The sequence below is a fragment of the Arthrobacter sp. 01T425 genome, from assembly GCF_056398725.1.
In genome coordinates, this window is sequence record NZ_JBFTPY010000005.1 from 54,572 (window position 1) to 77,963 (window position 23,392).

Consider the following 23,392-nt stretch of genomic DNA (forward strand, 5'->3'; position numbering starts at 1 on the left):
GCAGAAACACGGCGGGTGGCCGGCCCTGACCGGCATCCGGTCTAGGTGACCGTGACACCCCTGAACTGGACGGGGACCGGGGCAGGGTAATCCTTGCAGAGACTGATGTAGCCCCCGCGATACTCCCGGTCCATCGTCTCGCCTGACCAGCCGGCGCCGTCTACCCTCGAGAACCGGATGGAGGACGGCGTAACGTCGATTTTGAAGTGCATCCATTCTCCGGGCTTCACGGGTGACGTCGCGATCGTCTGTAGCCGTGTGCCGGCGGGATTGCCTGGGTCGCGCCGGTACAGGACCAGCTCTCCGGCCGGCCGAATGATCAGGTGATATCCCCCGACGCTGCTTGGCACCAACACCCGGTAGGGGTTGTCATCCTGTTGCCCGAACGCGATTCCGGCGTGCTGAAGGTTCGACGGAAGTTCCTGGGGCCAGCACATTTCGAACGTAATGCTGTGGATCTCTTTCGTGACAGGACCCATTGAACCCAGCCGGTAGCTGAAGTTCTCGCTTTTATCCAGCACTACTGATGCCGATGCCGCGTCGATCACCGGTTGGGCTCCCCAGCCTTGGTCAACAGTCCAAGGAAGGTCGCCGGCGGCCCGGGAACCGGTCGAGAACGTGTCTTGAGATTCCGCGGTCGCCGATGTCACATAGGGGATGTTTGAGCACATCAGGCCTTGAACGCCCAGGCTGGTCACGCGGTTGGCAGCGGAACGGGTATGGATTTCCCAGCAAATGACGGGCTTGCCGTAGGCCACGACCTTGCGGACCGTCGCGTCATCGGCGGTGTGGTAAACGCCAAGATAATCGAATCCGGCGGCGAGCTCGTCCAAACGGGGAATGGCATCCGGCATGAAGTACCCCCACGTTTTGTAGCCGCGCTTGGCGGCTGCCGCAACCTGGAGGGCGGGGGCCGGTTGCTTCCAGATGAAATGCTCGGTGGAATTCGGGTAGCTGTCCATCAGGTCAAGAAGCGTTCTCGTGTTCGTGCCTTGTTTGTCTTCGATGAAGATGACATGCGAAGCCGCGAACCGGTCAAGGACGTCCCGTAGCTTCGGAATGGGCTCAAGGGCCGTCGACGGACCAAGCCAAGCGCGGGCATCGACCCGGAGGCCGCTGAGCTCGGCATAGGTAAGTTCCGCGACCTTGCGGTTTTGCCCGGTCACCCTGAGCGCACTTTGGTCGTGATGGCACACCAGCACGCCGTCCTTGGTGGCGTTCACCGAAACTTCGAGCGCCGGAATACCGGAATTCACCGACTGCTCATAGGCATGCATAGTGTGTTCCGGCCAGTTATCTCCTGAGCCGCGGTGAGCCACAATAAAACGATCATTTTCGAATAGCGTGGCTACTGTGTGAATTGGTGGAGCTTGAACAGGCGGACGAGCGGGCGTGCATCCGGCCAGAAATAATCCCGATGCTCCAAGGAAGATGGCCTGGCGCCGGGAGAGCGCTCTGCGATTGTCCGGAATATTCCCAGTGCCGGTTCCTGATTTCCCCGCACTTCGATTTGCCTGCATTTCACGCCTTCAATGACTCGTTGTCTTCAAGGCCGCCATCAAGCAGGTTCAGGGCGCGCCGCAGCAGGGTGCTGGAGGTGTGAACGGTGTAGGGAAAATACACCACCTCGACGCCGAGCGCCAGCATGCCGGCTTCGAGGCGGTTTCCCTTTTCTGTTCCGCGCCAATCATCGCCTTTGAAAATTACGTGGAAGCCAACGGCATGCCAGGCGTCTACTTTGTCCGGGTAGTTGTCGACCACCACCTCGTCGACAAGCCGGATATTCCTGACGATCTCAAGCCGTTCATGAAGAGGCACGACAGGCTCTCTGTTCTTCACGAGCAGTGTCGCTTCAGTGGAAGCCACTCCCGCGACCAGATAGTCGCAGTGCAACCGTGCATGTTTGAGCAGGTTGAGGTGCCCGACATGGAAAAGATCGTAGACACCGGATGCATAGCCGATACGAACAGTCACAACGAACTCGATTCTTCACGAATGCCGAATAGGTCATAGGCACCGGCCGGCCGTCGAGGCGCTGGGCTGGTCCCCCCAATTCCATGCTGAGGGTGTTATTGGCTGACGGAAAGCACTTTGGGGAGAAACGCGTGGGCGGGCGGCTAAAGCAGGTAGCGGGACTAGTAAGACAAGTAGGAGGGGTGGAAAAGCTAGTAGGAGCAACCGTTCCCGCCCTTGGTCTTTGCTGATTTGATCTTGGTAGCTTCAGCCCTGAAGTTCATGATTACGTAACCGGGGGGGACTCCATGCGTCAAAAAATCCCAGCTGTTCTAGCGGGCATAGCGCTAGCGGTGGCGCCGTTAATTGCCACCAGCAGCTCCGCGCTCGCTCTATCTCCGGGAGTTGCGTTTTCCGCCAACGCCCTCCCGACTTGGCAGACAAACGGCGTTGCCTGGACCATGGCCCAGTCAAACGGTGTTGTCTACGCCGGCGGAACTTTCACCCAGATCCGGCCTCCTGGCACCGCCGCCGGTAGCGCCCAGTCAAGAAATGCGGTGAACTTCGCGGCCTTCGACGCGTTCACCGGTAACCCGACTTCCTGCGCCTTGTCAGTGACGGGCGGCACAGGTACAACCGTTCGTGCCCTGGCGGTAACTCCGGACGGCAGTCGGCTCTATGTGGGCGGTCTGTTTGGGGCCATCAACGGCGTCAACACCACCCGCATCGCTGCCGTCAAGCTTCCTGGCTGCACGGTAGACACGACCTTCCGGCCGGCAATCGTCTCGGCCACAGTCCGGACAATCGCCGCAACCGACACCGCCGTCTATTTCGGTGGCGACTTCCAAACGGTCGGGACCGAGGCCCGCAGCCGTTACGCGGCCATGGACTCAAACGGCGCGCTCCTTCCATGGGCGCCGGCCGTCAACGCGTCAGCCCGCGCGCTGGACATCCCCGCCGGCCGCAACGTGGCCGTCCTCGGTGGCGATTTCGCAACTGTGAACGGCGTGGCATCCCAGTCGATCGCCGTCGTCGACACGAACACCGGCGCGAACGTGAGGGCATACGGCGCAACGTTCATCTCGCGCACGTCATTTACAAAATCCATCGTTGACGACGGGCAGAACTTCTACATCGGCAACGAGGGCACCGGAGGCGGCGTCTTCGACGGACGGGCACGATTCAGCCTTGACACCTACGACCAGGTGTGGAGGGACACCTGCCTCGGAGCCACCCAGGCGGTGGACGTCTATGGCGGTGTCCTCTACGCCGCCAGCCACGAGCACGACTGCTCGACCATGAATGAAATGGCTGACGGCGTCCGGCAGCACCTGACGGCACAGAGCGTCAACGCCCCGGCACCCCAATTGGGGTGGAGCCCTGATACCAACGACGGGATTGGTGAAGGCATTGGCCCCAGGGCCATCGTCCACACGAATCGGGGTTCGGGCGACATGCTCTGGGTCGCCGGCGAATTCACCACCACCAACGGCACCGCCCAGCAGGGCCTGACCAGGTTCGGCCCCGGCCCGGGAACTGTGGCACCTTCCTCGCCCAGCAACGTCAGCGCGGAAAGCCTCAAGGCCGGCGAAAACCAGATCCGGTGGCGGGCCAGCCTCGACAACGACGACTCGGAGCTGAGCTACAGCGTCTACCGGAACGGCTCTTCGACCCCGCTGGGAACTGTTAATGCCAGCTCGCTGTGGTGGTCGACAGGCCAGGTGTCCTTCACGGACAAGACAGCCGTACCCGGAACGCAGTACAGCTACCGCGTCCGGGCGACTGACGGCACCAACACCGGTCCGCTCTCGGCCTCGGTGGCCGTCACAACAGCGAGGAACACCGCAGCCTACCCGGCCGCTGTCCTTGGGGCAGGTGCCAGTACGTACTGGCGGCTTGACGGCAACGGTCCGACGGTCGGCGCCGACAGCTCTGCGGGCAACAACCTGGAACTGAGCTATGGCGGACCGGCATTTGCCGGCGACACCGGAGCCATTGCCAATGACACCAGCCGCTCGACGACGTTCAATGGCACGAGCGCATTCGCCTACGGCCAGAATCGGGGCAATGCGCCCACCGTCTACAGCGCGGAGGTGTGGTTCAAGACGAACACGACCCGGGGCGGGAAGATCTTCGGCTTCGGCAGTGGCCAGCCCAACCGGCACGGTACCAATCCCGGACTCAGCAGCAGTTACGACCGGAACCTCTACATGACGAACGCGGGCACGCTGATCTACGGTGTCTACGTCAACGGCACAAGGACGGTTAGCTCGGTTCTGCCCTACAACGACAACGCCTGGCACCACGCCGTGGCGACGCAGGGCAGCGACGGCATGCGGCTTTACGTGGATGGAACCCAGATCGGCGCGCTGCCGAACCAGACTGCAGCGCAGGGCTACTGGGGTTCGTGGAAGATTGGCGGAGACCAGCTGAACAGCTGGCCGTTGCGGCCTTCGAGCAACTACTTCGCCGGCTCCATCGACGAGTTCGCCGTGTACCCGACGGTGCTTTCGGCGGCTCAGGTCACCGACCACTTCAACATCGGCAAGGGAATCGGACAGCCGGTCCCCGACACACAAGCTCCCGCGGCCGTGACAGGAGTTGCGGCCGCGGTACATGCCAGTGATGTGGCCGTTTCCTGGAACGCAACCACCGACAACGTCGGGGTTACGGCATACCAGGTCCACCGTTCCGATACCAGCGGGTTCACCCCGTCAGCAGCCAGCCTCGTCGCCACGGTGAACGGGAGCACGCTCAGCTGGACTGACGCGGGCCGTCCGGCCGGAACGTCCTACTATCAGGTTCTCGCCGCCGACGAGGCCGGCAACATCAGCGGCCCGTCCAACGAAGCATCCGCAACGGTGGTCCCGCTCCCGCAGCCGGTCACGCTCACGCTGACACCGACCGCCGACACCTACGTGAATGCGGGAGCGCCGAATACCGCAACAGGGTCCTTCACGACCCTGGCCACCAGGGGTACGTCGGCTTACATCACCTACATGAGGTTCAATGCGTCCTCGCAGGTTCCTGCGGGCCAGCACCTCGTGTCGGCGACCTTGAAGTTCTCAACTACCGCGGACTCCTTTGCCGGGTCCGCCGATCCACAGCAGACGGTGGCGATGGCCGGTGACTGGTCCGAGGCGACGACGACCTACAACAACCGCCCACAAACCAGCAGCACCTTGCTGGGAACGCTGGCCGGTCCGACGGCACCGAACGCGTCGTACTCAATTTCGCTCGACGCGGCCGCAATCTCGGCAGCGCTCGCAGGTGACATCAACTTCTCGATGCAGAGCGCTGGAACCGACAACATGTGGTTCTTCTCGCGGGAAGCCACTGCTGCCAAACGTCCGGCCCTGGTCCTGAACTTCGAGCCGAATCCCTAGGTAAAAATAGCTCTCGAAAGAAAACATCCCATGTATAACGGTCTCTCGAAATCCCTGGGAATGGTGCTTCTGGCGGCTGCGGTCTTCGCAGCCGCCGGTTGCACCTCCCCCGGAAATCCCAACGCCACGTCCACGTCCGCCAACTCATCCTCCCCGTCCGCCTCAGCTTCTGAGGCTCCGGCCGCTCCTCCGGGGGCTTCCCCCTCGGCTCCCGCCACGGGAGCCAAGACAGCGGCACCTGCTAACACCCCCGCCGCCTCCGGCGAGGCGCAAACCCCGCAGGCTGCACCCAAGCCCACTTTTGCGCCTCCCGAGCAGCGGTATCTCGCTTCACGGGTCCCCCAGGGCACCGACCCGAACGCTGTCCTTCAAGTCGGACAGGAAAGCTGCGCCCAACTGGAAAATGTGAAAGCCACGGACCAGAAGGCCGTGGTGTCCCACTTGATCGAGAAGGTGGACGCGGAGGTGGTCGCTGCCATTAATGATCTCTGTCCCGGGCTCCAGCCCGAGCTCGATGCCGCGCGCCGCGGCTTCACCGACGGCGACTTCACCATCGGTGCGGCAGCGCCCAAGGAAGGCGGTGGTTCAATCTCCGCAGGTAAGTACGAGGCATGGAATCCCTCCTCGAACTGCACACTGGTGGCCTACGATGCAGCAGGCGGGTCGATTGCGCAATCGAACGGTACGTCGGCCTTCACCATCCCGGCCGGCACCGCCCGCGTCGTGTCGGATGGATGCTACACCTGGCTGGCCGCATGAAAACGCGCCGCTTCGCCTGGAATGCTGCAACCACCGCCTGTGAAAGGACCCGCAATGGACGTCCGTGAACAATTGCTTATTTTGCGCCGAAGCTGGCGCCTGATCACTGTCCTGGCGTTGCTGGGAACGATACTCGCGGGCGTGGCATCCTTGCTGACTCCCACGTCCTACACGGCATCGACGAGCCTTTTCGTTTCGACGCAGAACTCGGAAACGTCCGCGGAACTGCAACAGGGCAGTGTCTTCGCATTGGCGCGCGTCCAATCGTATGTGGACGTCACCTCAAAACCGACCGTGCTCCAACCCGTCATCGACAAGCTCAACCTCGGCATGACCCCGGAAGCCTTGGCCGCCAAGATCAAGACATCCACCGCGCGCAATACGGTGATCATCGAAATCGAAGCCAGGGACGGCTCCGCCCAGCGGAGCGCCGACATCGCCAACGCCGTCGCTGCCAGCCTCATCACGGCTGTCGCTGACCTGGAGCGGCCCACGAACGGAACGCCGACCCCGGTCCGGCTCAGCCCGGTGGACCACGCCACCACGCCGACCGAGCCGTCGAGCCCCAACGCGAAGCTGGACCTCGGCCTGGGCCTTTTGTACGGGCTCGCGGCCGGAATCGCGGCGGCCGTATTGCGCCATGTCCTGGACCGCAACATCCGGACGGAATCGGATTTGCGCAAGATGACTGATCTGCCGCTCTTGGCAGGAATCACTGAACAGACTGCCGGCCGTCTGCCAGGGGCCCCTCCCTCGGTCCTGGGCGGTTCGGGCGCGGAGGCGTTCCGCAAGCTTCGAACGAACCTCCAGTTCGCAGGTGTGAACCGGCCGATGCGCTCGATCGTTGTTACTTCCGCGTCAGCGGGGGAGGGGAAGAGCACGGTCGCGCTGAACCTTGCCGTCACGATCGCCAAGGGCGGCCAGAAGGTCATCCTCGTGGATGCGGATCTTCGTCTTCCCTCAGTTGCTTCAGCGACTGGAATCGAGGGGGGCATCGGACTCACCACTGTCCTTGTCGGAACGTCCAGCCTCGACGACAGCATCCAGTACTGGTCCGACGACGGTTTGGCGCTGCTGGCCTCGGGTCCTCTGCCGCCCAATCCCAGTGAACTGCTCGGTTCAGCAGCCATGAGCCGCCTTCTGGAGGAGTTGCAGAAAAAGTTCGACGTGATCATCGTCGATTCCCCGCCCATCCTCCCCGTCACCGACGCCAGTGTGCTGACCAAGAGCACCGACAGCGTGTTGCTGGTGGTCGGAACGAAGAGGGTGAGCCAACACAGCCTGGCCAAGGCAATCGACCAGCTCAATTTTGTCGACGCCAACATTCTCGGCGTCGTCCAAAACAGGATCCCCCGTCGGGGCCCCGACGCCAACACGGCGTACGTTGCCGGATACGGCGCCGAACATCCCGATCGCATCCCTCCCGTCGACAACCGCGACGACGGTTCCTTCCGGCCCGCCCACGTTCGCCGTGGCAAGTTCGCGAGTGTGGAAACCTGATGATGACTGCCGGGTTGTCCGGGCCCTGCCTTTGGCGGGGCCCTTTGGCGGGTCTTCTTTGGCGGGCCCCGCAGGGCGATGAGCGACGACCGCCCTGGGGTGGCCCCGTAACTCTTCGGTAAAGGACCTGGAGCCGCCGCGGTACTGGCGGTCCGGGCGAATATCCTGAATTGGTTAGCTGCAGTGTTGGGGGAAGCGGGCTACGCCCATTGCCGTCCGCCAAGCAAGGATTTTCGTGGCATTCGCAGAGTACGACGTCGTCATCCACCGTGACGCCATGAGCGTGTACAACTTCCTCCTGGACCCGGGCCACCTGCCACTCTGGCGGGAGGGGGTCCGGAGCGTGGAACTACACTCCGGTGCCGCCGGCGCCAAAGGTGCCGTGTACCGGCAGACGGTCGCCGGACCGGGCGGACGACCCGTGGCCGCAGACTTCGAAATTGTCGAAGCCCGGACGGGGGCTGAGATCCAGTACCAGGTCATCGTCGGGCCGGCCCGGCCGCACGGCGGCTACTACCTGAGCACCGAGGGTCCCAGCACCCGCGTCCGATTCGCCCTGAACTACGAGCCCAGGGGGTTCATTGTCCGCCTGACTAAACCCTTCCGCCGGCGGATGAAGGCCGAGGTCGGCCAACTCGAGCGGCTCAAGTCCCTCCTCGAAGATATGCCCGCTACGGAATAGACGCCCTGTTGGAGTAACACTTGGCGGCTGCACCCGTTCATGAAGCCGGGCAGGGCCCCGTGCGGTATTTTTGAACCTGTGCTGATCTCTGACCGCGACATTCGAACCGAAATTGACTCCCAGCGGATTGTCCTCGAACCCTTCGACCCCGACATGGTCCAGCCGTCCTCGGTGGACGTCAGGATCGACAAGTTCTTCCGGCTGTTCGACAACCACAAATACGCCCACATTGACCCGGCCGAGGAACAGCCCGAGCTGACCCGCCTGGTGGAAGTTGAGTCCGGCGAGCCGTTCATCCTGCACCCGGGGGAGTTCGTCCTTGGCTCCACGTACGAGACCGTGACGCTGCCGGATGACATCGCGGCCCGCCTCGAGGGCAAGTCCTCGCTCGGCCGGCTCGGCCTACTGACGCACTCGACGGCGGGTTTCATCGATCCCGGATTCTCCGGCCACGTCACGCTGGAACTGTCCAACATGGCCACGCTGCCCATCAAGCTCTGGCCCGGCATGAAGATCGGCCAGCTGTGCTTCTTCCGGCTGTCCTCGGCCGCGGAGCACCCGTACGGTTCGGGGGAATACGGTAACCGCTACCAGGGCCAGCGCGGGCCCACGGCCAGCCGCAGCCACCTGAATTTCCACCTCACCAACATCTAGGCGGGACGGCTGCCAGGCCGGACGGCCGCGCCGGCCAAGCCAGCCTCCTGGCCGGGCACCCAGTGCGCTGAGTCGCAGGGCGGCAGCGTTACGCCGGGCCCGGGGTCCGGAACGCGGGCCGCCGTGCCGGACGGCGCAGGAGCCGGACCAGCGGCTCCACAAAGCGGGCGGCCAGCGGCCCCACGATCGCCATGATCAGAACGTAGGCGGTGGCGAGGGCTGCCAGATCGGCGGGCACCACGCCGGAGGCAACGGCCAGGCCGGCGATGACAATCGAGAACTCGCCGCGTGCGATCAGGGCCGCGCCCGCGCGGTAGCGGCCGGGAATGCCAATCCCGGCCCGCTTGGCCGCCCAGTACCCGGTGACCACCTTGGTGGCTGCCGTCACCAGGGCCAGCAGCAGGGCCCAGCCCAGGACCGGGGGGATGGACCGGGGGTCGGTGTTGAGGCCAAAAACCACAAAGAAGATGGCTGCGAAGAGGTCACGGAGCGGTTCCAGGACGCGGGTGGCGCTGTGGGCCGTGGCGCCGGAAATCGCGATGCCGAGCATGAAGGCGCCCACTGCTGCGGAAACCTGCATCGCGGCCGCGAGCCCCGCGACCAGAAGTGCAGCGCCCAGCAGGTTGAGCAGGAAAACCTCGGAGTTTTCGCTGTGCACGGCCTTGGACACGTGGTGTCCGTGCCGCAGGGCCACCACCAGGACCAGGCTGACGACGGCCAGGGAGATCCCCACCGTCTGCAGCCCCAGCAGGATGCTGACGCCGGCCAGCGTGGCGGTCAGAACCGGCAGGTACACGGCCATGGCGAGGTCCTCGAACACCAGGATGGACAGGACCACCGGAGTTTCCCGGTTGCCGATCCGGCCAAGATCCGTGATGACCTTGGCGGCGATCCCGGAGGATGAAATGTAGGTGACGCCGCCCATCACCATGGCCCCCACGACGCCCCATCCCAGCATCACCGCGAGCCCGGCACCGGGCAGGAAATTGAGCAGCAGGTCCAGGACGCCGGCCTGCCAGGACCGCCGCAGGCCGGTGACGAGCTCGGACGCCGTATATTCCAGCCCAAGCATAAGCAGCAGGAGAATTACGCCGATCTCGCCGGAAAGGTGCGCGAACTCGTGCATGCCTTCGAGCTTGACCAGGCCCCCGGCCCCGAAGAACAGCCCGCCCACCAGATAGAGCGGGATGGGGGACATGCCGATCCGCCCGGCCAACCTGGCCAGCAGGCCGAGGCAGAAGACGACGGCCCCCAGCTCGATCAGGGTCAGCGCGAGCGGATCCATCCGGCTTATCCGTTGCGCAGGATGCCGGCCGCCGTGTCCAGGCCTTCTTGCGTACCCACCGCAACGAGGAGGTCACCGGGGTGGAGGACGACGTCGGGTCCCGGGGAGGGCACGACCTCGCCTTCGCGCATAATAGCCACGATCGAGACCCCGCTGCGGGTCCGGATGCACGCCTTCCCCATCGGCTGGTTCTGGAAGGGTGACTCAGCGCTGATCGAAAACTGGCGCGTGACAATACCCGGGATTTCCCGGTGGGCTTCCGAGAGCTGCATGGCGATGCGCTGGCCGCCCAGGAGGTTGCCCAGGGCGGCGGCCTCATCCGCAGTCAGCGGGACAGAGGCCTGGCAGGTGTCAGGATCGTCCCAGGTCGAGACGATGAGTTCCGTCTGGCCCTCGCGGTATTCGACAACGCCGATCCGGCGTCCGGAGGCAGTCATGAAGTCCTTGCGCCGGCCGAGGCCGGGGAGGTCCGTCTCATCCACGTTCATACCCTCAGCCTAGTGCGCGAACCGTTGATTCGGCCGCCTCAGGACTCGGGGACCACCGCGATTTCGGTCTGATCGGGGGCCTTGACCGGCAGGAGCACGAGCAGGCCCACGAGCAGCACCACCATGATGCCGAGGATGCCCCAGCGCTGGGCCTCGCCCTCCGCTACGAAGGGTGCGGCGACGGCGATGCACAGCGTGAAGAGCGCGGGGGCGAGGAAGCTTACGGCCCGGCCCGTGGTGGCGTAGAGGCCGAAGAGCTCGCCGGATTCGCCGTGCGGGGCGAGCCTGGCGAGGTAGGCGCGGGAGGACGACTGGGCCGGCCCCACGAAGAGGCACAGCAGCAGGCCGAAGACCCAGAACGTGGTGGTCCCTGCCCAGGCCATGCCAAAGAACTTGTAACTGCCGTTGCCGAGGACCAGGATCGCGGTACCCGCGACCAGCAGGCCGGCCAGAGACGCGATAATCACGGTCTTCGGCCCGATCCTGTCATCCAGGAAGCCGCCGAGGATGGCGCCGGCGGCCGCCACGACATTTCCGAAGATCGCGAAGAAGATGACGTCCTTGAGCTCGAAGCCAAAGGTGCCGGCCGCGATCACCCCGCCGAAGGTGAAGACAGCTGCCAGCCCGTCCCGGAAGATGGCGCTCGCGAGGAGAAAGTAGATGGTGTGCGGGCTGGTCCGGTAGATCGCCTTGATGCGCCGTACGAGCAGGCCGTAGGAGGCGAGGAACCCCAGTCCTGCGCCCCGGTCCGAGCGCGGCAGCTCCGGGACCGCGAACAGCACGGGCAGTGCAAAGACGAGGAACCACAGGGCCGAAAACACCGCCACCAGCCGGATGTTCAGGCTGTCCGCGGTGGAGGCGCCAAACCAGTTCACGCTGGGCTGGACGAAAAGCTGGAGCACAACCAGCAGCGCGACGATGCCGCCGAGATACCCCATTCCCCAGCCGAAGCCGCTCACTTTGCCGATGTTCCGCGGGGTGGAGATCTGGGTGAGCATGGCGTTGTAGTTGACCCCGGCAAACTCGAAGAAGACGTTGCCCAGCGCTATGAGCGTGACGCCCAGGATCAGGAAGTCCGGCCGCGGGAAGACAAAGAAGCACAACCCGGTCAGGACGACGACGGCGGCCGTGTTGACCCCTAGCCACATCTTCCGCCGGCCGCCCGTGTCCGAGCGCTGCCCGGTGACCGGGGCCAGGAGGGCAACGGCCACGCCGGCGACGGCCAGCGCGGCGCCCAGGACTGCCGAGGCCTGGTCCTCCCCGCCGAATGCCTTGGAGGTCAGGTAGACGGTGAAAACGAACGTTGTCATGACGGCATTGAAGGCTGACGAACCCCAGTCCCACGAGGCCCACGCGAGGATCCGGCCACGGTGCGGGACGGGACTTCCCGATTCCAGTTCCGAGGGGCGCATGGCCTCTGGGGCGGCGGCAGTGTTCATAGCCAGAATCGTAGCCGCCCCGGGCGTCCTCCGAGGGGGAGCGGCAGGGGGTTTTGCCAGGCAGGGTTTAGCCCCGGCTTCACATTTGCGTCGAATTGTTCAGTGACCGGTGTCTCGGCCAAAAGAATTTGTACACGCTTGGTAAACTGACGGCACCGAACCTAACAAATGACCCGCCTGCTCCAACTTGCTGACAATCGACTTTCTGACGTTGCGGAGATACCAGTGATCACAGTCCTTGCCGTGCACTTTGCGGTGGCTGCTGTGGCCCCGCTGCTGTTCCGAAAGTTTGGCAGGAATTCGTTCTTCGCCCTGGCCGCGGTCCCCGCGGCCTCCTTTATCTGGCTGCTGCTGCAGCACGACGCAGTCTATTCAGGCACAGTCTATTCAGGTTCTGACGGGGCGATTACCGAAGTCATCCCCTGGATTCCCGGGCTGCAGCTCGAACTCGCGTTCCGGATGGACGCCCTGGCCTGGGTCATGTCCCTGCTGGTGCTGGGGGTGGGCGCGCTGGTGCTGGTCTATTGCGCCCGCTACTTCAAGGACAAGGACGACTACCTCGGCGGTTTCGGCGCCCAGCTCCTGGCCTTCGCCGGGGCGATGTTCGGCCTCGTTACCGCTGATGACCTTCTGCTGCTGTTCATCTTCTGGGAACTGACCACAGTGCTGTCCTACCTGCTGATCGGCTACGCCCGCACCCGGCTGTCCGCGCGGCGCTCGGCGTTGCAGGCACTCGTGGTGACCACCGCCGGCGGCCTGGCCATGCTCGTGGGGCTCATCATGCTCGGTTCGACGGCCGGAACCTACCGGATCCAGGCCATCATGGACCTGGCTCCCACCCTGGTCGCCGGCCCCGCAGGCGGGGTCGTGAACGCCGCCGTCGTCCTCATCCTGATCGGTGCGATCACCAAATCCGCCCTGGTGCCGTTCCACTTCTGGCTCCCCGGCGCAATGGCTGCCCCCACTCCCGTGAGCGCCTACCTGCACGCCGCGGCCATGGTGAAGGCAGGGATCTACCTTGTGGCCCGGCTGGCCCCCGGATTCGCGGACACCGCGGCCTGGCTGCCGATCGTGCTCGGCCTGGGCCTGGCCACCATGCTGGTGGGCGGCTACCGGGCCCTCCGGCAGACAGATATCAAGCTCATCCTCGCCTACGGCACCGTGAGCCAGCTGGGCTTCATGACCATGGTGGTGGGCCTCGGCACTCCCGACGCGGCACTCGCCGGAATAGCCCTGCTCCTGGCGCACGGGCTGTTCAAGGCCACGCTCTTCCTGGTGGTGGGCATCATCGACCACCAGTCCGGGACCCGGGACATCCGCGAGCTCTCCGGCGTCTACGGATCGGCCAGGGCACTGGCGGTCGTCGCGGCGATCGGCGCGGCCTCGATGGCGGGCGTGCCCCCGCTGGCCGGATTCGTCGCCAAGGAATCGGTGTTCGAGGCCTTCCTGCAGTACAAGTCGGAGACCGGGACCGGACCCTGGCTCCTGGCCGGTGTGGTCCTGGGCTCCATCCTGACCTTCGCCTACAGCGCCCGGTTCATGTGGGGAGCCTTCGCCCTCAAGCCCGGCGTGGAGCCCACGGCCTTCAGGCCGGTCAAACCGGCGTTCCTCGCCGCGCCTGCGGTCCTGAGCCTCCTCACAATCCTTTACGGGCTGTGGCCTGCCCCCGTTGACGCCTGGATCCAGCCCTACGCGGAGCTTTTTGTGCACGGCTCCGAGGCACCGCCCGGGCACCTGGCGCTGTGGCACGGCATCACCCCGGCCCTGGGCCTGACAGCAGTGACGTTCGTCCTGGGCCTGGCCATGTTCTACGGCCGCAACGCAGTGGCCCGGCTGCAGGCGCTGGTGCCGGGCTGGATCGACAGCGACCGTGCCTACCAGCAGACGATCGGCGCCCTGGACGACACCGCGGTATGGATCACTGGCCGGACCCAGCGAGGTTCGCTCTTCTTCTACCTGTCCGTCATCCTGACCGTGGCGTTCGTCCTGCCGCTGACGGCGCTGCTGCTGGCCAACAAACCGCTGCCGCCCGGCCTCTATGTCATCGATCCAGGCTCGCCGCTGCAGCTGGTGGCCGGCGCCGGAATCGTGATCGGGGCGCTGGCCGCGGTGCGCGCCAACAAACGGTTCCTGGCCGTCCTGATGGTGTCCGTCACCGGCTACGGGATTGCCATGATGTTCGCCCTGCAGGGAGCCCCGGACCTCGCCCTGACCCAGATGCTGGTCGAAACCATGATCCTGGTGGCGTTCGTGCTGGCCATGCGGAGCCTTCCGCCGGGGCTGCGGGACCGCACCGGCGGCAAGTACCGGGTCATCCGCGTGGTGATCGGCCTGGCATTCGGCGTCACCATGATTTTCGTGGCCATCCACGCCCTCGGCGCCCGGGTGGCACCGCCGGTCTCCCTGCAGTTCCCGCAACTGGCCTATGAGGGCGGCGGCGGACTCAACGTCGTCAACGTGACCCTGGTGGACATCCGGGCCTGGGACACCTTTGGCGAGATCTCGGTCCTGGCCCTGGCCGCCACCGGCGTGGCCAGCCTCATCTTCGTCCGCGGCCGCGGTGACCGCATCCGGACATCCGCGAGCGTCGCGGAAGGGACCGTGGGCCGGCGGACCGGGGCCAGGGGCAGCACCCGGGAAGACGCCGCCCTGGCGATGAACCGGCGGTTCGCTGCCGCCACTCGCGACGCCTGGCTGGTGGCCGGCCGGACCCTGGCACCCGAACGCCGCTCGATCATTTTCGAGGTGGTCACCCGCCTCATCTTCCACTCGATGATCGTGTTCTCCATCTATCTGCTCCTCGCCGGCCATAACCTGCCCGGCGGCGGCTTCGCCGGCGGCCTCACCGCCGGCCTCGCCCTGACCATCCGCTACCTGGCCGGCGGCCGCTTCGAACTGCGCGAAGCGACACCCGTCGGCGCCGGCACCCTGCTGGGGATCGGCCTGGCCACGGCGGCTGCCGCCGGAATGACGCCGCTGCTGCTGGGCGGCGAAGTGTTCCAGAGCGCCATCGTGGAGCTGTGGCTGCCCGTCTTCGGCGACATCAAGTTCGTCACCTCGACCATCTTCGACATCGGTGTCTACGTCGTGGTCGTCGGACTGGCCCTGGACGTGCTGCGCAGCCTCGGCGCGGAGATCGACGAGCACTTCGAAGAACAACCCGAGACGACCGAAGAGGGACCCGCCGAAGACCAGGACAGCGGAGGATTCCCGGGCGGGGTCCCCGCCGAGTCCGCCGACGCGGAAACCACTGCCAAGGGGAGAACATGAGCGTCAACCTGACCCTGCTGACGGTCATGGGCGCCCTCTACGCCTGTGGCATCTACCTGCTCCTCGAACGCAGCCTCACCCGGGTCCTGCTGGGCCTCATGCTGCTGGCCAACGCCACGAACCTGCTGATCCTCGCCACCGGCGGCTACGCCGGGCTGGCGCCGCTCTTCGACAAGGACACCCCGGCGGGGGACTACAACGACCCCCTGCCGCAGGCCCTGATCCTGACCTCGATCGTGATCTCCTTCGCCGTCACGGCGTTCATGCTGGGCATCATCTACCGCACCTGGGTCCTGGCCCGCCAGGATGAAATCCAGGACGACGCCGAGGACCGCCGCGTCGCGGAAACGCCAAGCTTCGATGCCGAGGACGACTCCGTGATCCCGGTCGAGACTTCGGAGTTCCCGCTGGCCACGGTCATGTCCGGTGACCGCCCCGTGCGGGCCGACAAGGCCGCCTCTGAAGAACAGCCCGGTTCCCTCAACGTTGACCCTAGCCCGGAAGGAGGCGGAGAGTGAACATCACCAGCCTTGCCCCGCTCGCCGTCGTACTCCCCATCCTGGGCGCCGCCCTGACCTTTCTGCTCATCCATCACCCCAGGGTCCAGCGCGCGGTCAGCATCGCCGTGCTGACGCTGACACTGCTGCTGGAATGCTGGCTGCTGGCCTCCGTCTGGGATGGCGGCACGGCCGCGGTGAACATCGGCGGCTGGCTGCCGCCGTGGGGCGTCGTGCTGGTGGTGGACCAGTTCTCCTCCCTCATGCTCGTGGTGTCCTCGGCCGTGAGCCTTGCGGTGCTGATCTACGCAACGGGACAGGGCATGGCCGACGGCGACCGCGACGCGCCGGTCTCGATCTTCCACCCGACCTACCTGATCCTCGTGGCCGGGGTGTCCAACGCCTTCCTCACCGGAGACCTCTTCAACCTCTACGTGGGCTTCGAGATCCTGCTGACGGCCAGCTACGTGCTCATCACACTCGGCGGGACAGGCCCGCGCATCCGGGCCGGCGTGACCTACGTGGTGGTCTCCGTCGTGTCCTCGGTGCTGTTCCTGATCGCGATCGCCATGATCTACGGCGCCACCGGAACCATCAACATGGCGGACCTCGCCATCAAGCTCGGCGACCTCGACCAGGGCACCCGGACGCTGCTGCACGTCATGCTGCTGGTGGCCTTCGGCATCAAGGCCGCCGTCTTCCCGCTGTCCTTCTGGCTCCCTGACTCCTACCCCACCGCCCCGGCCCCGGTCACCGCGGTGTTTGCCGGGCTGCTGACCAAGGTGGGCGTCTATGCGATGGTCCGCACGGAAACGCTGCTATTCCCGGGGGATGCGCTCAACGCCCCGCTCATGGTCGCGGCGCTGCTGACCATGGTGGTGGGCATCCTCGGCGCCCTGGCCCAAAGTGACATCAAGAGGCTCCTGTCCTTCACCCTGGTCAGCCATATTGGCTACATGGTGTTCGGCCTGGCCATGTCCACCGTGGCCGGTCTGGGCGCCGCGGTGTTCTACGTGGCCCACCACATCACTGTCCAGACCAGCCTGTTCCTGGTGACCGGCCTGATTGAACGCCGCGGCGGCAGCTCGTCCATGGACCGCGTGGCAGGACTGGCCAAGCTCTCCCCGGTATTGGGGGTCCTGTTCTTCATTCCCGCCATGAACCTCGCCGGAATCCCGCCGTTCTCGGGTTTCCTGGGCAAGCTGGGGCTGCTTCAGGCAGGCGTGGAACTGGGGACGCCGCTGGCCTACGCCCTGGTGATCGGCGGCGTGCTGACGAGCCTGCTGACCCTGCTGGCGATCGCGAGGGTCTGGAACCGGGCGTTCTGGCGCAAGCCCGGGGACGCCGAACACCCCGATCCGGTGCTCCTGGCAGCGCCGGCCGACTCCGCCACGGGTGACCGGGCCGGCAAGACGAATGTGACCCTGCTGCCCCGCACCATGGTGGGCTCCACCTTGGGCCTGGTGGTCTTTGGCGTGGCCCTGACGGTCTTTGCCGGGCCGCTGTTCAGGGTGGCCGACCAGTCCGCCCAGGAGATGCTGGACCGGACCTCCTACATCCAGGCCGTGCTCGGCCCGGACGCGCCCGTGCCGCCGGTGCCCCCGTCGCTCCACCCGGTGCAGGTCCGGGAGGGCGGCGGAAAATGAACCGGAAAAGGATCTCGCTGCGCCAGGAACTGCCGCTGCTGGTCTGGCTCGTCTTTGTCTGGGGCGCGCTCTGGCAGAACTTCAGCCCGGGCAATCTCCTCTTCGGCGCCCTCATCGCGGTGCTCGTGGCGCGCATTTTCTATCTGCCCCCGGTGGAACTCGGCGGCCGCTTCAACGTGCTCCGCGCCGTGCCGTTCGCCCTCATCTTCCTCGGAAAAGTCGTCGCGGCAAGCTTCCAGGTCCTGTACCTGGCCGTGGTCCGCGGCCCCAATGTGGTCAGCGCGGTCGTAGCCGTGCCGCTCCGAAGCCATTCGGACCTCCTGGTCACGGCCACCGGGCACGTGATCTCGCTGATTCCCGGGTCCCTCGTGGTGGAGGTGGACAGGTCGACGTCCACGCTCTACATCCACGGCATCAACGTCCGCAATGCCGAGGACGCGGCCAAGCTGCGCAAAGAGGTCCGGGACACCGAGGCCGGGCTGATCCGGATCATGGGGACCAAAGCCGAACTTTCCGCCCTGACACAGGAGACCGCCGCATGATGCAGACCGTCCTGACGGTGACCGCCGTCGTACTGTCCCTGGCCGCCGCGGGGGCGATCGTCCGGATCGCGCGGGGGCCCTCGCTGCTGGACCGGGTTCTGGCCGCCGACGTGCTGCTGGCCATCTTCGGCGCGGCCCTGTGCATCGACATGGCCGCCAACCGGCACCTGAACAACCTGATGCTGCTCGTTGCGATTTCCCTGATCGGCTTCGTCGGCTCGGTCACCGTGGCCCGGTTCGTGGCCGACAGGCGGGAGGGCGTCCGTGAATCCTGACACAGTGATCGACGCCGTCTCCGCCGTGTTCATGGTGACAGGAGCCCTGATGTCCCTCGCGGCCGCCATCGGGCTGCTGCGATTCCCGGACCTCATGAGCAGGATGCACGCGGCCACCAAACCGCAGGTCCTCGGCCTGTTCCTGCTGCTGGCGGCCCTCGGCCTGCAGATGCGCACCTGGTCGGTGTGGCCCGTCCTGCTGGTGGCCTGGCTCTTCCAGCTGCTCACCGTCCCCGTGTCCGCCCACATGGTGGGCCGGGCCGGCTACCGGACCAAGCACCTGCACCCGGAGCTGCTGAGCTCCGACGAGCTCGAGGCGGTAGTCCAGAAGGCCGCCCAGCAGGCGGCCACGCACGGAGCGGACGACGACGACCGCTGAGCCCCCGTCCGGCCCGGCGGACCCGGCCGGCACGTCGCCCCCGTCCGGCCAGGCGGACCCGGCCGGCACGTCGCCCCCGTCCGGCCAGGCGGACCCGGCCGGGGCCTTCGACTGCCGCGGCGGGCGCCGCGGCCAGTCGCGTCAGGTCAGACGACGTCCTGGGTCTTGGCGAAGCGGGTGATCGCGCGCTGGGTGCCGCGGTTGGCGAGCACCTGGATGATGGCGCTGACCGAGGCGGAGATCAGGGCGAACGTCAGGGCCGAGCGCAGGGTGGTGGGAACGTCGTCCTCCTGGCCCTTGGGCGGCTTGTTGCCCGTGGACTTTTCCCACATGGTGTCCACCAGCTTGGTGCCGGCAAAGCCGGCCAGGAGGCTGACGCCGGTGCCGAGCAGCTTGATGAGGATGTTCATTCTTCGGTCTCCTTGGGACGGGAACGGTTTTCCCCTAGCCTAGCGTTCCGGGGTGAGGACCATCCGCAGGGCCTCGACCACGAGTTCGTGATCCGCCTTCTGGGGCAGGCCGGAGACGGTGACGACGGCGACGGCGCCCGTGCCGCGCACGTAGATGGGAAACGCCCCGCCGTGGGCGGCGAACTCCGACTGATCCCACCAGGCGTTGTCCTCGATCCTTCCGCCGGCAGCGCGGGCCCGGAGGCCCACCAGCAGGGACGGGACCTCGTACCGCAGGGCGGTGCGCTTTTTGGCGTTGATCCAGCGCTCATTGTCCGGTGTGGCGCCGTCCAGCGCGGCGTGGAAGAGCACCTGCTCACCTTTGGTGATGTCGACGGCGATGGGCAGCGAGCGTTGCCTGCCCAGCTCGACAAGGAGGAGCCCGAGGTCCAGGGCGTCATCCTTGCTGAACGACGCGAACTGGAGCGCCTCTATCTCGGCCAGCACGCGGCCAATGAGCGCCGCCAGGGAACCCCGCGGCTGCGGCTCATTGGAGTCGGGATCGTATTCCCCGGAGGGATCTTGGGTGACCGGTGTGTGCGACAAAATATTCCAGCTTTCCGGTGGGTGACGAGGCCGCCCGCTGGCGGGTCCGGGGGTCCGGCACGACGACTCTACCAAGAGGGATTTCCGGGCCGCCGGGACTGCCGCCGTCCGGTCCACGATTGTGACGGCACACCACTGAAAACCCGGCCGTCCGGGTGTAAACTGAGCCAGCCCACAAGGGCGAAAATAATTACGACAGGGGAGCGCCGCCGTCGGGCATCGCCGGAACAATCCGGGGAAACCTTTGGTGGGCGCTGAGAGTGCGGACAGCCGCAGACCCTCGAACCTGATCCGGTTAGTACCGGCGCAAGGGAGTCGAGTTCTCAGGGTGCGCGGAGGGCGGCGGAAGCCGAGACCGGCCGGCGCACCCTCCCCTCCTGTTCCTCAGGAGGACGACATGACAGATATTTCAGCACAGCATGGTTCCGCCAGCCGTTCATCCGCCCGGCGCAACTACAGCTGGCGCGTGGTGGACATTGTGGTGGCCGCGTTGATCGCCGTTGCCGGCGGCGTCATTTTCTGGGCCTGGTCCCAGGGCGCGAACCTGATCTCGACTCCGGTCAACGCGGTCTACCCGCCGTTGAGCGGACTCTACGCCGGCGGCTGGATGATCCCGGCGGTGCTGGGCATGCTCATCATCCGCAAGCCGGGCGCCGCACTCTTCTGCGAAACCGTCGCGGCCACCGGCGAGCTCATCATGGGTTCGCAGTACGGCACCACGGTGCTGATCTCCGGCATCCTGCAGGGCCTCGGCGCCGAACTGGTCTTCGCGGCCTTCCTCTACAAGAAGTTCAACCTGCCCGTCTCCGTGCTGGCCGGCGCCGGCGCTGGCCTCTTCTGCGGCCTGAACGACTCCTTCCTGCCGTGGGGCTGGAACATCGCCTACGAAGCCGGCGACAAGCTCGCCTACATCGTCTTCACCACGATCTCCGGCGCAGTGATTGCCGGCGGACTGGCCTGGCTCGCCACCCGCGGCCTGGCGAAAACCGGAGTGCTGGGCTCCTTTGCCTCCCGCAAGGCCGCCACGGAGCCCGTCTTCTCCTGAGCCCCGTCGCTGAATCCTGCAGAGAATCATGAGATCTTCACCGGGCGTCCGGCCGGCCGCCGTCACGGCCCGCGGCTGGGGCTGGCGGCATGCCGGACGGACCAGGCCCGCCGTCAGCGGCCTTGACCTGGACATCCGGCCGGGGGAGCGCGTGCTCCTGCTGGGGCCCTCCGGCGCCGGCAAGTCGACGCTGCTCCACGCCCTGGCCGGCGTTCTGGGCGACGGCGCGGCCGGCGACTCCGGGGACCCCGGCGACTCCGGCGACGCCGAGAACACAGACGAGACCGGCAGCCTCCTGATCGACGGTGCCGCGCCACGGGCGCAGCGCGGCCGCGCCGGGCTGGTGCAGCAGGACCCGGAAACGCAGGTGGTGCTCTCCCGCCTCGGCGACGACGTCGCCTTCGGGGCGGAGAACCTCGCCGTCCCGGCGGCGGAGATCTGGCCGCGCGTGCGCGAGGCCCTCGACGACGTCGGGCTGGGACAGCTGCCGCTGGACCACCCGACGGCGGCCCTCTCCGGCGGCCAAAAGCAACGGCTCGCGCTCGCCGGGATCCTCGCGATGCGGCCAGGGCTGCTGCTGCTCGACGAGCCGACCGCCAACCTCGACCCCACGGGCGTCCTGGAGGTCCGCGACGCTGTGGGCCGCTGCCTGGACCGGACAGGCGCCACGCTGGTGGTCGTGGAGCACCGGGTGGGGGTCTGGAAAGACCTGGTGGACAGGATCGTGGTGCTGCAGCCAGGGTCCGCCACGGACTCCGCGGTCTTGATTGACGGACCGCCGGACCGGGTCCTGGCCGAGGCGCGGGACATGCTCATCGGTGCGGGCGTCTGGGTGCCGGGCTACGTCCCGGCGACGCGGATGCGCACACCGGCGCGGGGCGCGGGACAGACTCTGCTCGCGGCCGACGCGCTCGCGGTGTCCCGCGAACGGCCGCGGCGGGCCGGGCTGCGCGACGGCTTCCGCACCATCGCGCCGCGTCCGGTCCAGTCCGGGGTCTCGGTCCGGGTCCGCGCCGGCGAGGCGCTGACCATCACCGGACAGAACGGCACAGGGAAGTCCACCCTGGCGCTGACGCTGGCCGGTCTCCTGCGGCCCGTCGCGGGAACAGTCTCGGCCACGGCGGAGCTGAGCAGCCCCGCCACCGGTCACTCCAGCGGTCGCTCCAGTGGCCGCGTACGCGACGGCCGCGTACGCGACGGCGCCGGACCCGATCCCTACCGGTGGAAGGCCCAGCAGCTGATCGCCAGGATCGGAACCGTCTTCCAGGAACCCGAGCACCAGTTCGTTACCGGCAAGGTCCTCGACGAGCTCATGTTCGGCCCGCGCCACCTCGGCTACGGCGAAGACCGCGTGGACGAACTGCTGGAGCGGCTGCGGCTGACGGAGCTTGTGGACGCCAACCCCTACACGCTCTCCGGCGGCGAGAAGCGGCGACTTTCGGTAGCCACTGTGCTGGCGGCGCACCCCCAGGTGCTGGTCCTGGACGAGCCCACCTTCGGCCAGGATGCCAATACCTGGGCCGAACTCGCCTCGTTCCTCTCCGAGCTCCTCGACGCCGGCACCGCCGTCGTGTCCGTGACGCACGACGCCGAATTCAGCGCCGTCCTCGGCGGCGCCGAACTCCGCCTCCGGCCACGGGAAACCGCCGCCGCGGACGCTCCCGGCCCGGATCTCGAGCTGCCGGAGGGGGCCTCGCCATGAGGGACGCGCTGAGCCTGCGCGGCAACCATGCGCTGCTGACCCGAGCCAACCCGCTCGCCAAGTTCACGGCGGTCACCCTGATCACCCTGGTCCTGGCGCTCTCCATTGACTGGGTGTCGGCGTCGGTGGCGATGGCGTTCGAACTGCTGCTCCTGCCGCTGGCGGGCCTGACTGTGGCCTTGCTGTGGCAGCGCGGCTGGCCGCTGATCCTCGCCGCGGCGCTGGGCGGCTGGAGCACGGCCATCCTGGCGGCCGATTCCGGACCCGTCCTGCTCGATGCGGGAATCTGGTCCGTCAGCGCCGGTTCCCTGCAGCTGGGGATCGGCTTCATGCTCCGCGGGCTCGCGATCGCATTGCCCGCGGTGCTGCTGATGAGCTGCACCGACCCCACGGACCTGGCCGACGCCCTGGCCCAGAACGCGAAACTGCCGCACCGGTTCGTCCTGGGCACCCTGGCCGCGATGCGGCTCGTCGGAATCATGGCCGAGCAATGGCAGACCATCGGCATGGCCCGGCGGGCCCGCGGCGTGGGCTCGAGCGGCAACCCCTATCAGCGGTTCCGCGCCACGCTGGGCCAGAGTTTCGGCCTGCTGGTGCAGGCGATCCGGAGCGCCTCGCGGCTCGCGGTAACCATGGAGGCCCGCGGGTTCGGCGGTGCCGCCCGGACCTGGGCCCGGCCCTCCACGTTCAGCGGACTCGATGCCTGGGTGCTGCTGGGCGGGCTCGGCATCGCCGCCGCCGCCGTCGCCGCGGCCCTCGGCGCGGGCACCTGGAACCTCGTCTTCCTCACCCGCCAGTAGACCGGCGCCGCCGGCCGGGCAGCCCGGGCAGCCCGGCGGGGCGGGGCGGCCCGGGAGTTTCGGCGGGGCGGCCCGGGAGTTCCGGTGGCCTGCCG

At 66.7% G+C, this 23,392-nt stretch carries 21 protein-coding genes and 1 riboswitch; of the genes, 14 read left to right on the plus strand and 7 right to left on the minus strand.

Annotated elements, in window-relative coordinates:
• Window positions 1-41: 41 nt before the first annotated feature.
• Entirely contained in the window at window positions 42-1,520 is a 1,479-nt protein-coding gene (locus AC1DNG_RS07935; protein WP_476887084.1) for a glycerophosphodiester phosphodiesterase, read from the minus strand.
• A gap of 1 nt (window position 1,521) precedes the next feature.
• Window positions 1,522-1,974, minus strand: a complete 453-nt coding sequence (locus AC1DNG_RS07940) for an FAD synthase family protein (RefSeq protein ID WP_476887085.1) — start codon at window positions 1,972-1,974, stop codon at window positions 1,522-1,524.
• Window positions 1,975-2,414: 440 nt separating this feature from the next.
• Between AC1DNG_RS07940 and AC1DNG_RS07945 the strand changes: the two genes are divergently transcribed.
• The 5 genes from AC1DNG_RS07945 (at window position 2,415) to dcd (ending at window position 8,934) form a co-directional block, all read left to right on the plus strand.
• A complete protein-coding gene (locus tag AC1DNG_RS07945) occupies window positions 2,415-5,339 on the plus strand; it encodes a CBM96 family carbohydrate-binding protein (protein WP_476873826.1) in 2,925 nt (974 codons plus the stop codon).
• Window positions 5,340-5,369: 30 nt separating this feature from the next.
• On the plus strand, window positions 5,370-6,098 hold the full coding sequence (locus AC1DNG_RS07950; protein ID WP_476873827.1) for a hypothetical protein: 729 nt from the start codon (window positions 5,370-5,372) through the stop codon (window positions 6,096-6,098).
• Between the two features lie 54 nt (window positions 6,099-6,152).
• The gene (locus tag AC1DNG_RS07955; RefSeq protein WP_476873828.1) at window positions 6,153-7,598 is read left to right on the plus strand and encodes a tyrosine-protein kinase domain-containing protein; all 1,446 of its coding nucleotides are present in this window, start codon (window positions 6,153-6,155) and stop codon (window positions 7,596-7,598) included.
• A 235-nt stretch (window positions 7,599-7,833) separates the two neighbouring features.
• Complete coding sequence (locus AC1DNG_RS07960) at window positions 7,834-8,280, plus strand: SRPBCC family protein (RefSeq protein ID WP_476887086.1); 447 nt, start codon at window positions 7,834-7,836, stop codon at window positions 8,278-8,280.
• Window positions 8,281-8,358: 78 nt separating this feature from the next.
• A complete protein-coding gene (gene dcd / locus AC1DNG_RS07965; RefSeq protein WP_026538211.1) occupies window positions 8,359-8,934 on the plus strand; it encodes a dCTP deaminase in 576 nt (191 codons plus the stop codon).
• 88 nt (window positions 8,935-9,022) lie between these two features.
• Here dcd and AC1DNG_RS07970 read toward each other — a convergent pair whose 3' ends face one another.
• Genes AC1DNG_RS07970 through AC1DNG_RS07980 form a run of 3 tightly spaced genes read right to left on the minus strand, consistent with a single transcriptional unit; the run spans window position 9,023 to window position 12,146 of the window.
• On the minus strand, window positions 9,023-10,219 hold the full coding sequence (locus AC1DNG_RS07970; RefSeq protein WP_476887087.1) for a cation:proton antiporter: 1,197 nt from the start codon (window positions 10,217-10,219) through the stop codon (window positions 9,023-9,025).
• Window positions 10,220-10,224: 5 nt separating this feature from the next.
• Window positions 10,225-10,707, minus strand: coding sequence for a cation:proton antiporter regulatory subunit (locus AC1DNG_RS07975; RefSeq protein ID WP_028275382.1), 483 nt, complete (start codon window positions 10,705-10,707; stop codon window positions 10,225-10,227).
• Window positions 10,708-10,745: 38 nt separating this feature from the next.
• Window positions 10,746-12,146 (minus strand): MFS transporter, encoded by a 1,401-nt coding sequence (locus AC1DNG_RS07980; RefSeq protein ID WP_476887088.1) that lies wholly within the window; start codon window positions 12,144-12,146, stop codon window positions 10,746-10,748.
• 225 nt (window positions 12,147-12,371) lie between these two features.
• Here AC1DNG_RS07980 and AC1DNG_RS07985 point away from each other — a divergent pair, with 225 nt between their 5' ends.
• From AC1DNG_RS07985 to mnhG, 6 genes are read left to right on the plus strand one after another with little or no spacing between them, the layout of a single operon-like run.
• Window positions 12,372-15,416, plus strand: a complete 3,045-nt coding sequence (locus AC1DNG_RS07985; RefSeq protein ID WP_476887089.1) for a Na+/H+ antiporter subunit A — start codon at window positions 12,372-12,374, stop codon at window positions 15,414-15,416.
• Window positions 15,413-15,934 (plus strand): Na(+)/H(+) antiporter subunit C, encoded by a 522-nt coding sequence (locus AC1DNG_RS07990; protein ID WP_230009245.1) that lies wholly within the window; start codon window positions 15,413-15,415, stop codon window positions 15,932-15,934. The genes AC1DNG_RS07985 and AC1DNG_RS07990 overlap by 4 nt, the downstream gene beginning before the upstream one ends.
• On the plus strand, window positions 15,931-17,559 hold the full coding sequence (locus AC1DNG_RS07995; protein WP_476850770.1) for a Na+/H+ antiporter subunit D: 1,629 nt from the start codon (window positions 15,931-15,933) through the stop codon (window positions 17,557-17,559). The genes AC1DNG_RS07990 and AC1DNG_RS07995 overlap by 4 nt, the downstream gene beginning before the upstream one ends.
• On the plus strand, window positions 17,556-18,101 hold the full coding sequence (locus AC1DNG_RS08000; RefSeq protein ID WP_028275387.1) for a Na+/H+ antiporter subunit E: 546 nt from the start codon (window positions 17,556-17,558) through the stop codon (window positions 18,099-18,101). The genes AC1DNG_RS07995 and AC1DNG_RS08000 overlap by 4 nt, the downstream gene beginning before the upstream one ends.
• Window positions 18,098-18,376, plus strand: a complete 279-nt coding sequence (locus tag AC1DNG_RS08005; RefSeq protein WP_018774043.1) for an MrpF/PhaF family protein — start codon at window positions 18,098-18,100, stop codon at window positions 18,374-18,376. Before AC1DNG_RS08000 ends, AC1DNG_RS08005 begins: the two co-directional genes overlap by 4 nt.
• 31 nt (window positions 18,377-18,407) lie before the next feature.
• Window positions 18,408-18,755 carry a monovalent cation/H(+) antiporter subunit G gene (gene mnhG, locus AC1DNG_RS08010; RefSeq protein ID WP_043434548.1) on the plus strand — a complete coding sequence of 116 codons (348 nt, stop codon included), beginning with the start codon at window positions 18,408-18,410 and terminating at the stop codon, window positions 18,753-18,755.
• A 146-nt stretch (window positions 18,756-18,901) separates the two neighbouring features.
• Here mnhG and AC1DNG_RS08015 read toward each other — a convergent pair whose 3' ends face one another.
• Window positions 18,902-19,165: a DUF4235 domain-containing protein gene (locus AC1DNG_RS08015; protein WP_223915203.1), complete on the minus strand. Its 264-nt coding sequence runs from the start codon at window positions 19,163-19,165 to the stop codon at window positions 18,902-18,904.
• Window positions 19,166-19,204: 39 nt separating this feature from the next.
• Complete coding sequence (locus tag AC1DNG_RS08020; RefSeq protein ID WP_476871744.1) at window positions 19,205-19,750, minus strand: heme-degrading domain-containing protein; 546 nt, start codon at window positions 19,748-19,750, stop codon at window positions 19,205-19,207.
• 187 nt (window positions 19,751-19,937) lie between these two features.
• Window positions 19,938-20,081, plus strand: a riboswitch (TPP riboswitch).
• Window positions 20,082-20,147: 66 nt separating this feature from the next.
• On the opposite strand from AC1DNG_RS08020, the gene AC1DNG_RS08025 reads away from it, so the two are divergent.
• Genes AC1DNG_RS08025 through AC1DNG_RS08035 form a run of 3 tightly spaced genes read left to right on the plus strand, consistent with a single transcriptional unit; the run spans window position 20,148 to window position 23,297 of the window.
• Window positions 20,148-20,795, plus strand: coding sequence for an ECF transporter S component (locus AC1DNG_RS08025; protein WP_028275391.1), 648 nt, complete (start codon window positions 20,148-20,150; stop codon window positions 20,793-20,795).
• 28 nt (window positions 20,796-20,823) lie between these two features.
• Window positions 20,824-22,497: an ABC transporter ATP-binding protein gene (locus AC1DNG_RS08030; RefSeq protein ID WP_476887090.1), complete on the plus strand. Its 1,674-nt coding sequence runs from the start codon at window positions 20,824-20,826 to the stop codon at window positions 22,495-22,497.
• Complete coding sequence (locus AC1DNG_RS08035; RefSeq protein ID WP_476887091.1) at window positions 22,494-23,297, plus strand: energy-coupling factor transporter transmembrane component T family protein; 804 nt, start codon at window positions 22,494-22,496, stop codon at window positions 23,295-23,297. The genes AC1DNG_RS08030 and AC1DNG_RS08035 overlap by 4 nt, the downstream gene beginning before the upstream one ends.
• Window positions 23,298-23,392: the final 95 nt, after the last annotated feature.

Coding starts and splice junctions, on each gene's coding strand:
- AC1DNG_RS07935 (WP_476887084.1), bottom strand. CDS start 1,520: ATGCAGGCAAATCGAAGTGCGGGGAAATCAGGAACCGGCACTGGGAAT.
- AC1DNG_RS07945 (WP_476873826.1), top strand. CDS start 2,415: ATGGCCCAGTCAAACGGTGTTGTCTACGCCGGCGGAACTTTCACCCAG.
- AC1DNG_RS07950 (WP_476873827.1), top strand. CDS start 5,370: ATGTATAACGGTCTCTCGAAATCCCTGGGAATGGTGCTTCTGGCGGCT.
- AC1DNG_RS07955 (WP_476873828.1), top strand. CDS start 6,153: ATGGACGTCCGTGAACAATTGCTTATTTTGCGCCGAAGCTGGCGCCTG.
- AC1DNG_RS07970 (WP_476887087.1), bottom strand. CDS start 10,219: ATGGATCCGCTCGCGCTGACCCTGATCGAGCTGGGGGCCGTCGTCTTC.
- AC1DNG_RS07975 (WP_028275382.1), bottom strand. CDS start 10,707: ATGAACGTGGATGAGACGGACCTCCCCGGCCTCGGCCGGCGCAAGGAC.
- AC1DNG_RS07980 (WP_476887088.1), bottom strand. CDS start 12,146: ATGAACACTGCCGCCGCCCCAGAGGCCATGCGCCCCTCGGAACTGGAA.
- AC1DNG_RS07990 (WP_230009245.1), top strand. CDS start 15,413: ATGAGCGTCAACCTGACCCTGCTGACGGTCATGGGCGCCCTCTACGCC.
- AC1DNG_RS08000 (WP_028275387.1), top strand. CDS start 17,556: ATGAACCGGAAAAGGATCTCGCTGCGCCAGGAACTGCCGCTGCTGGTC.
- AC1DNG_RS08005 (WP_018774043.1), top strand. CDS start 18,098: ATGATGCAGACCGTCCTGACGGTGACCGCCGTCGTACTGTCCCTGGCC.
- mnhG (WP_043434548.1), top strand. CDS start 18,408: ATGGTGACAGGAGCCCTGATGTCCCTCGCGGCCGCCATCGGGCTGCTG.
- AC1DNG_RS08015 (WP_223915203.1), bottom strand. CDS start 19,165: ATGAACATCCTCATCAAGCTGCTCGGCACCGGCGTCAGCCTCCTGGCC.
- AC1DNG_RS08025 (WP_028275391.1), top strand. CDS start 20,148: ATGACAGATATTTCAGCACAGCATGGTTCCGCCAGCCGTTCATCCGCC.
- AC1DNG_RS08030 (WP_476887090.1), top strand. CDS start 20,824: ATGAGATCTTCACCGGGCGTCCGGCCGGCCGCCGTCACGGCCCGCGGC.
- AC1DNG_RS08035 (WP_476887091.1), top strand. CDS start 22,494: ATGAGGGACGCGCTGAGCCTGCGCGGCAACCATGCGCTGCTGACCCGA.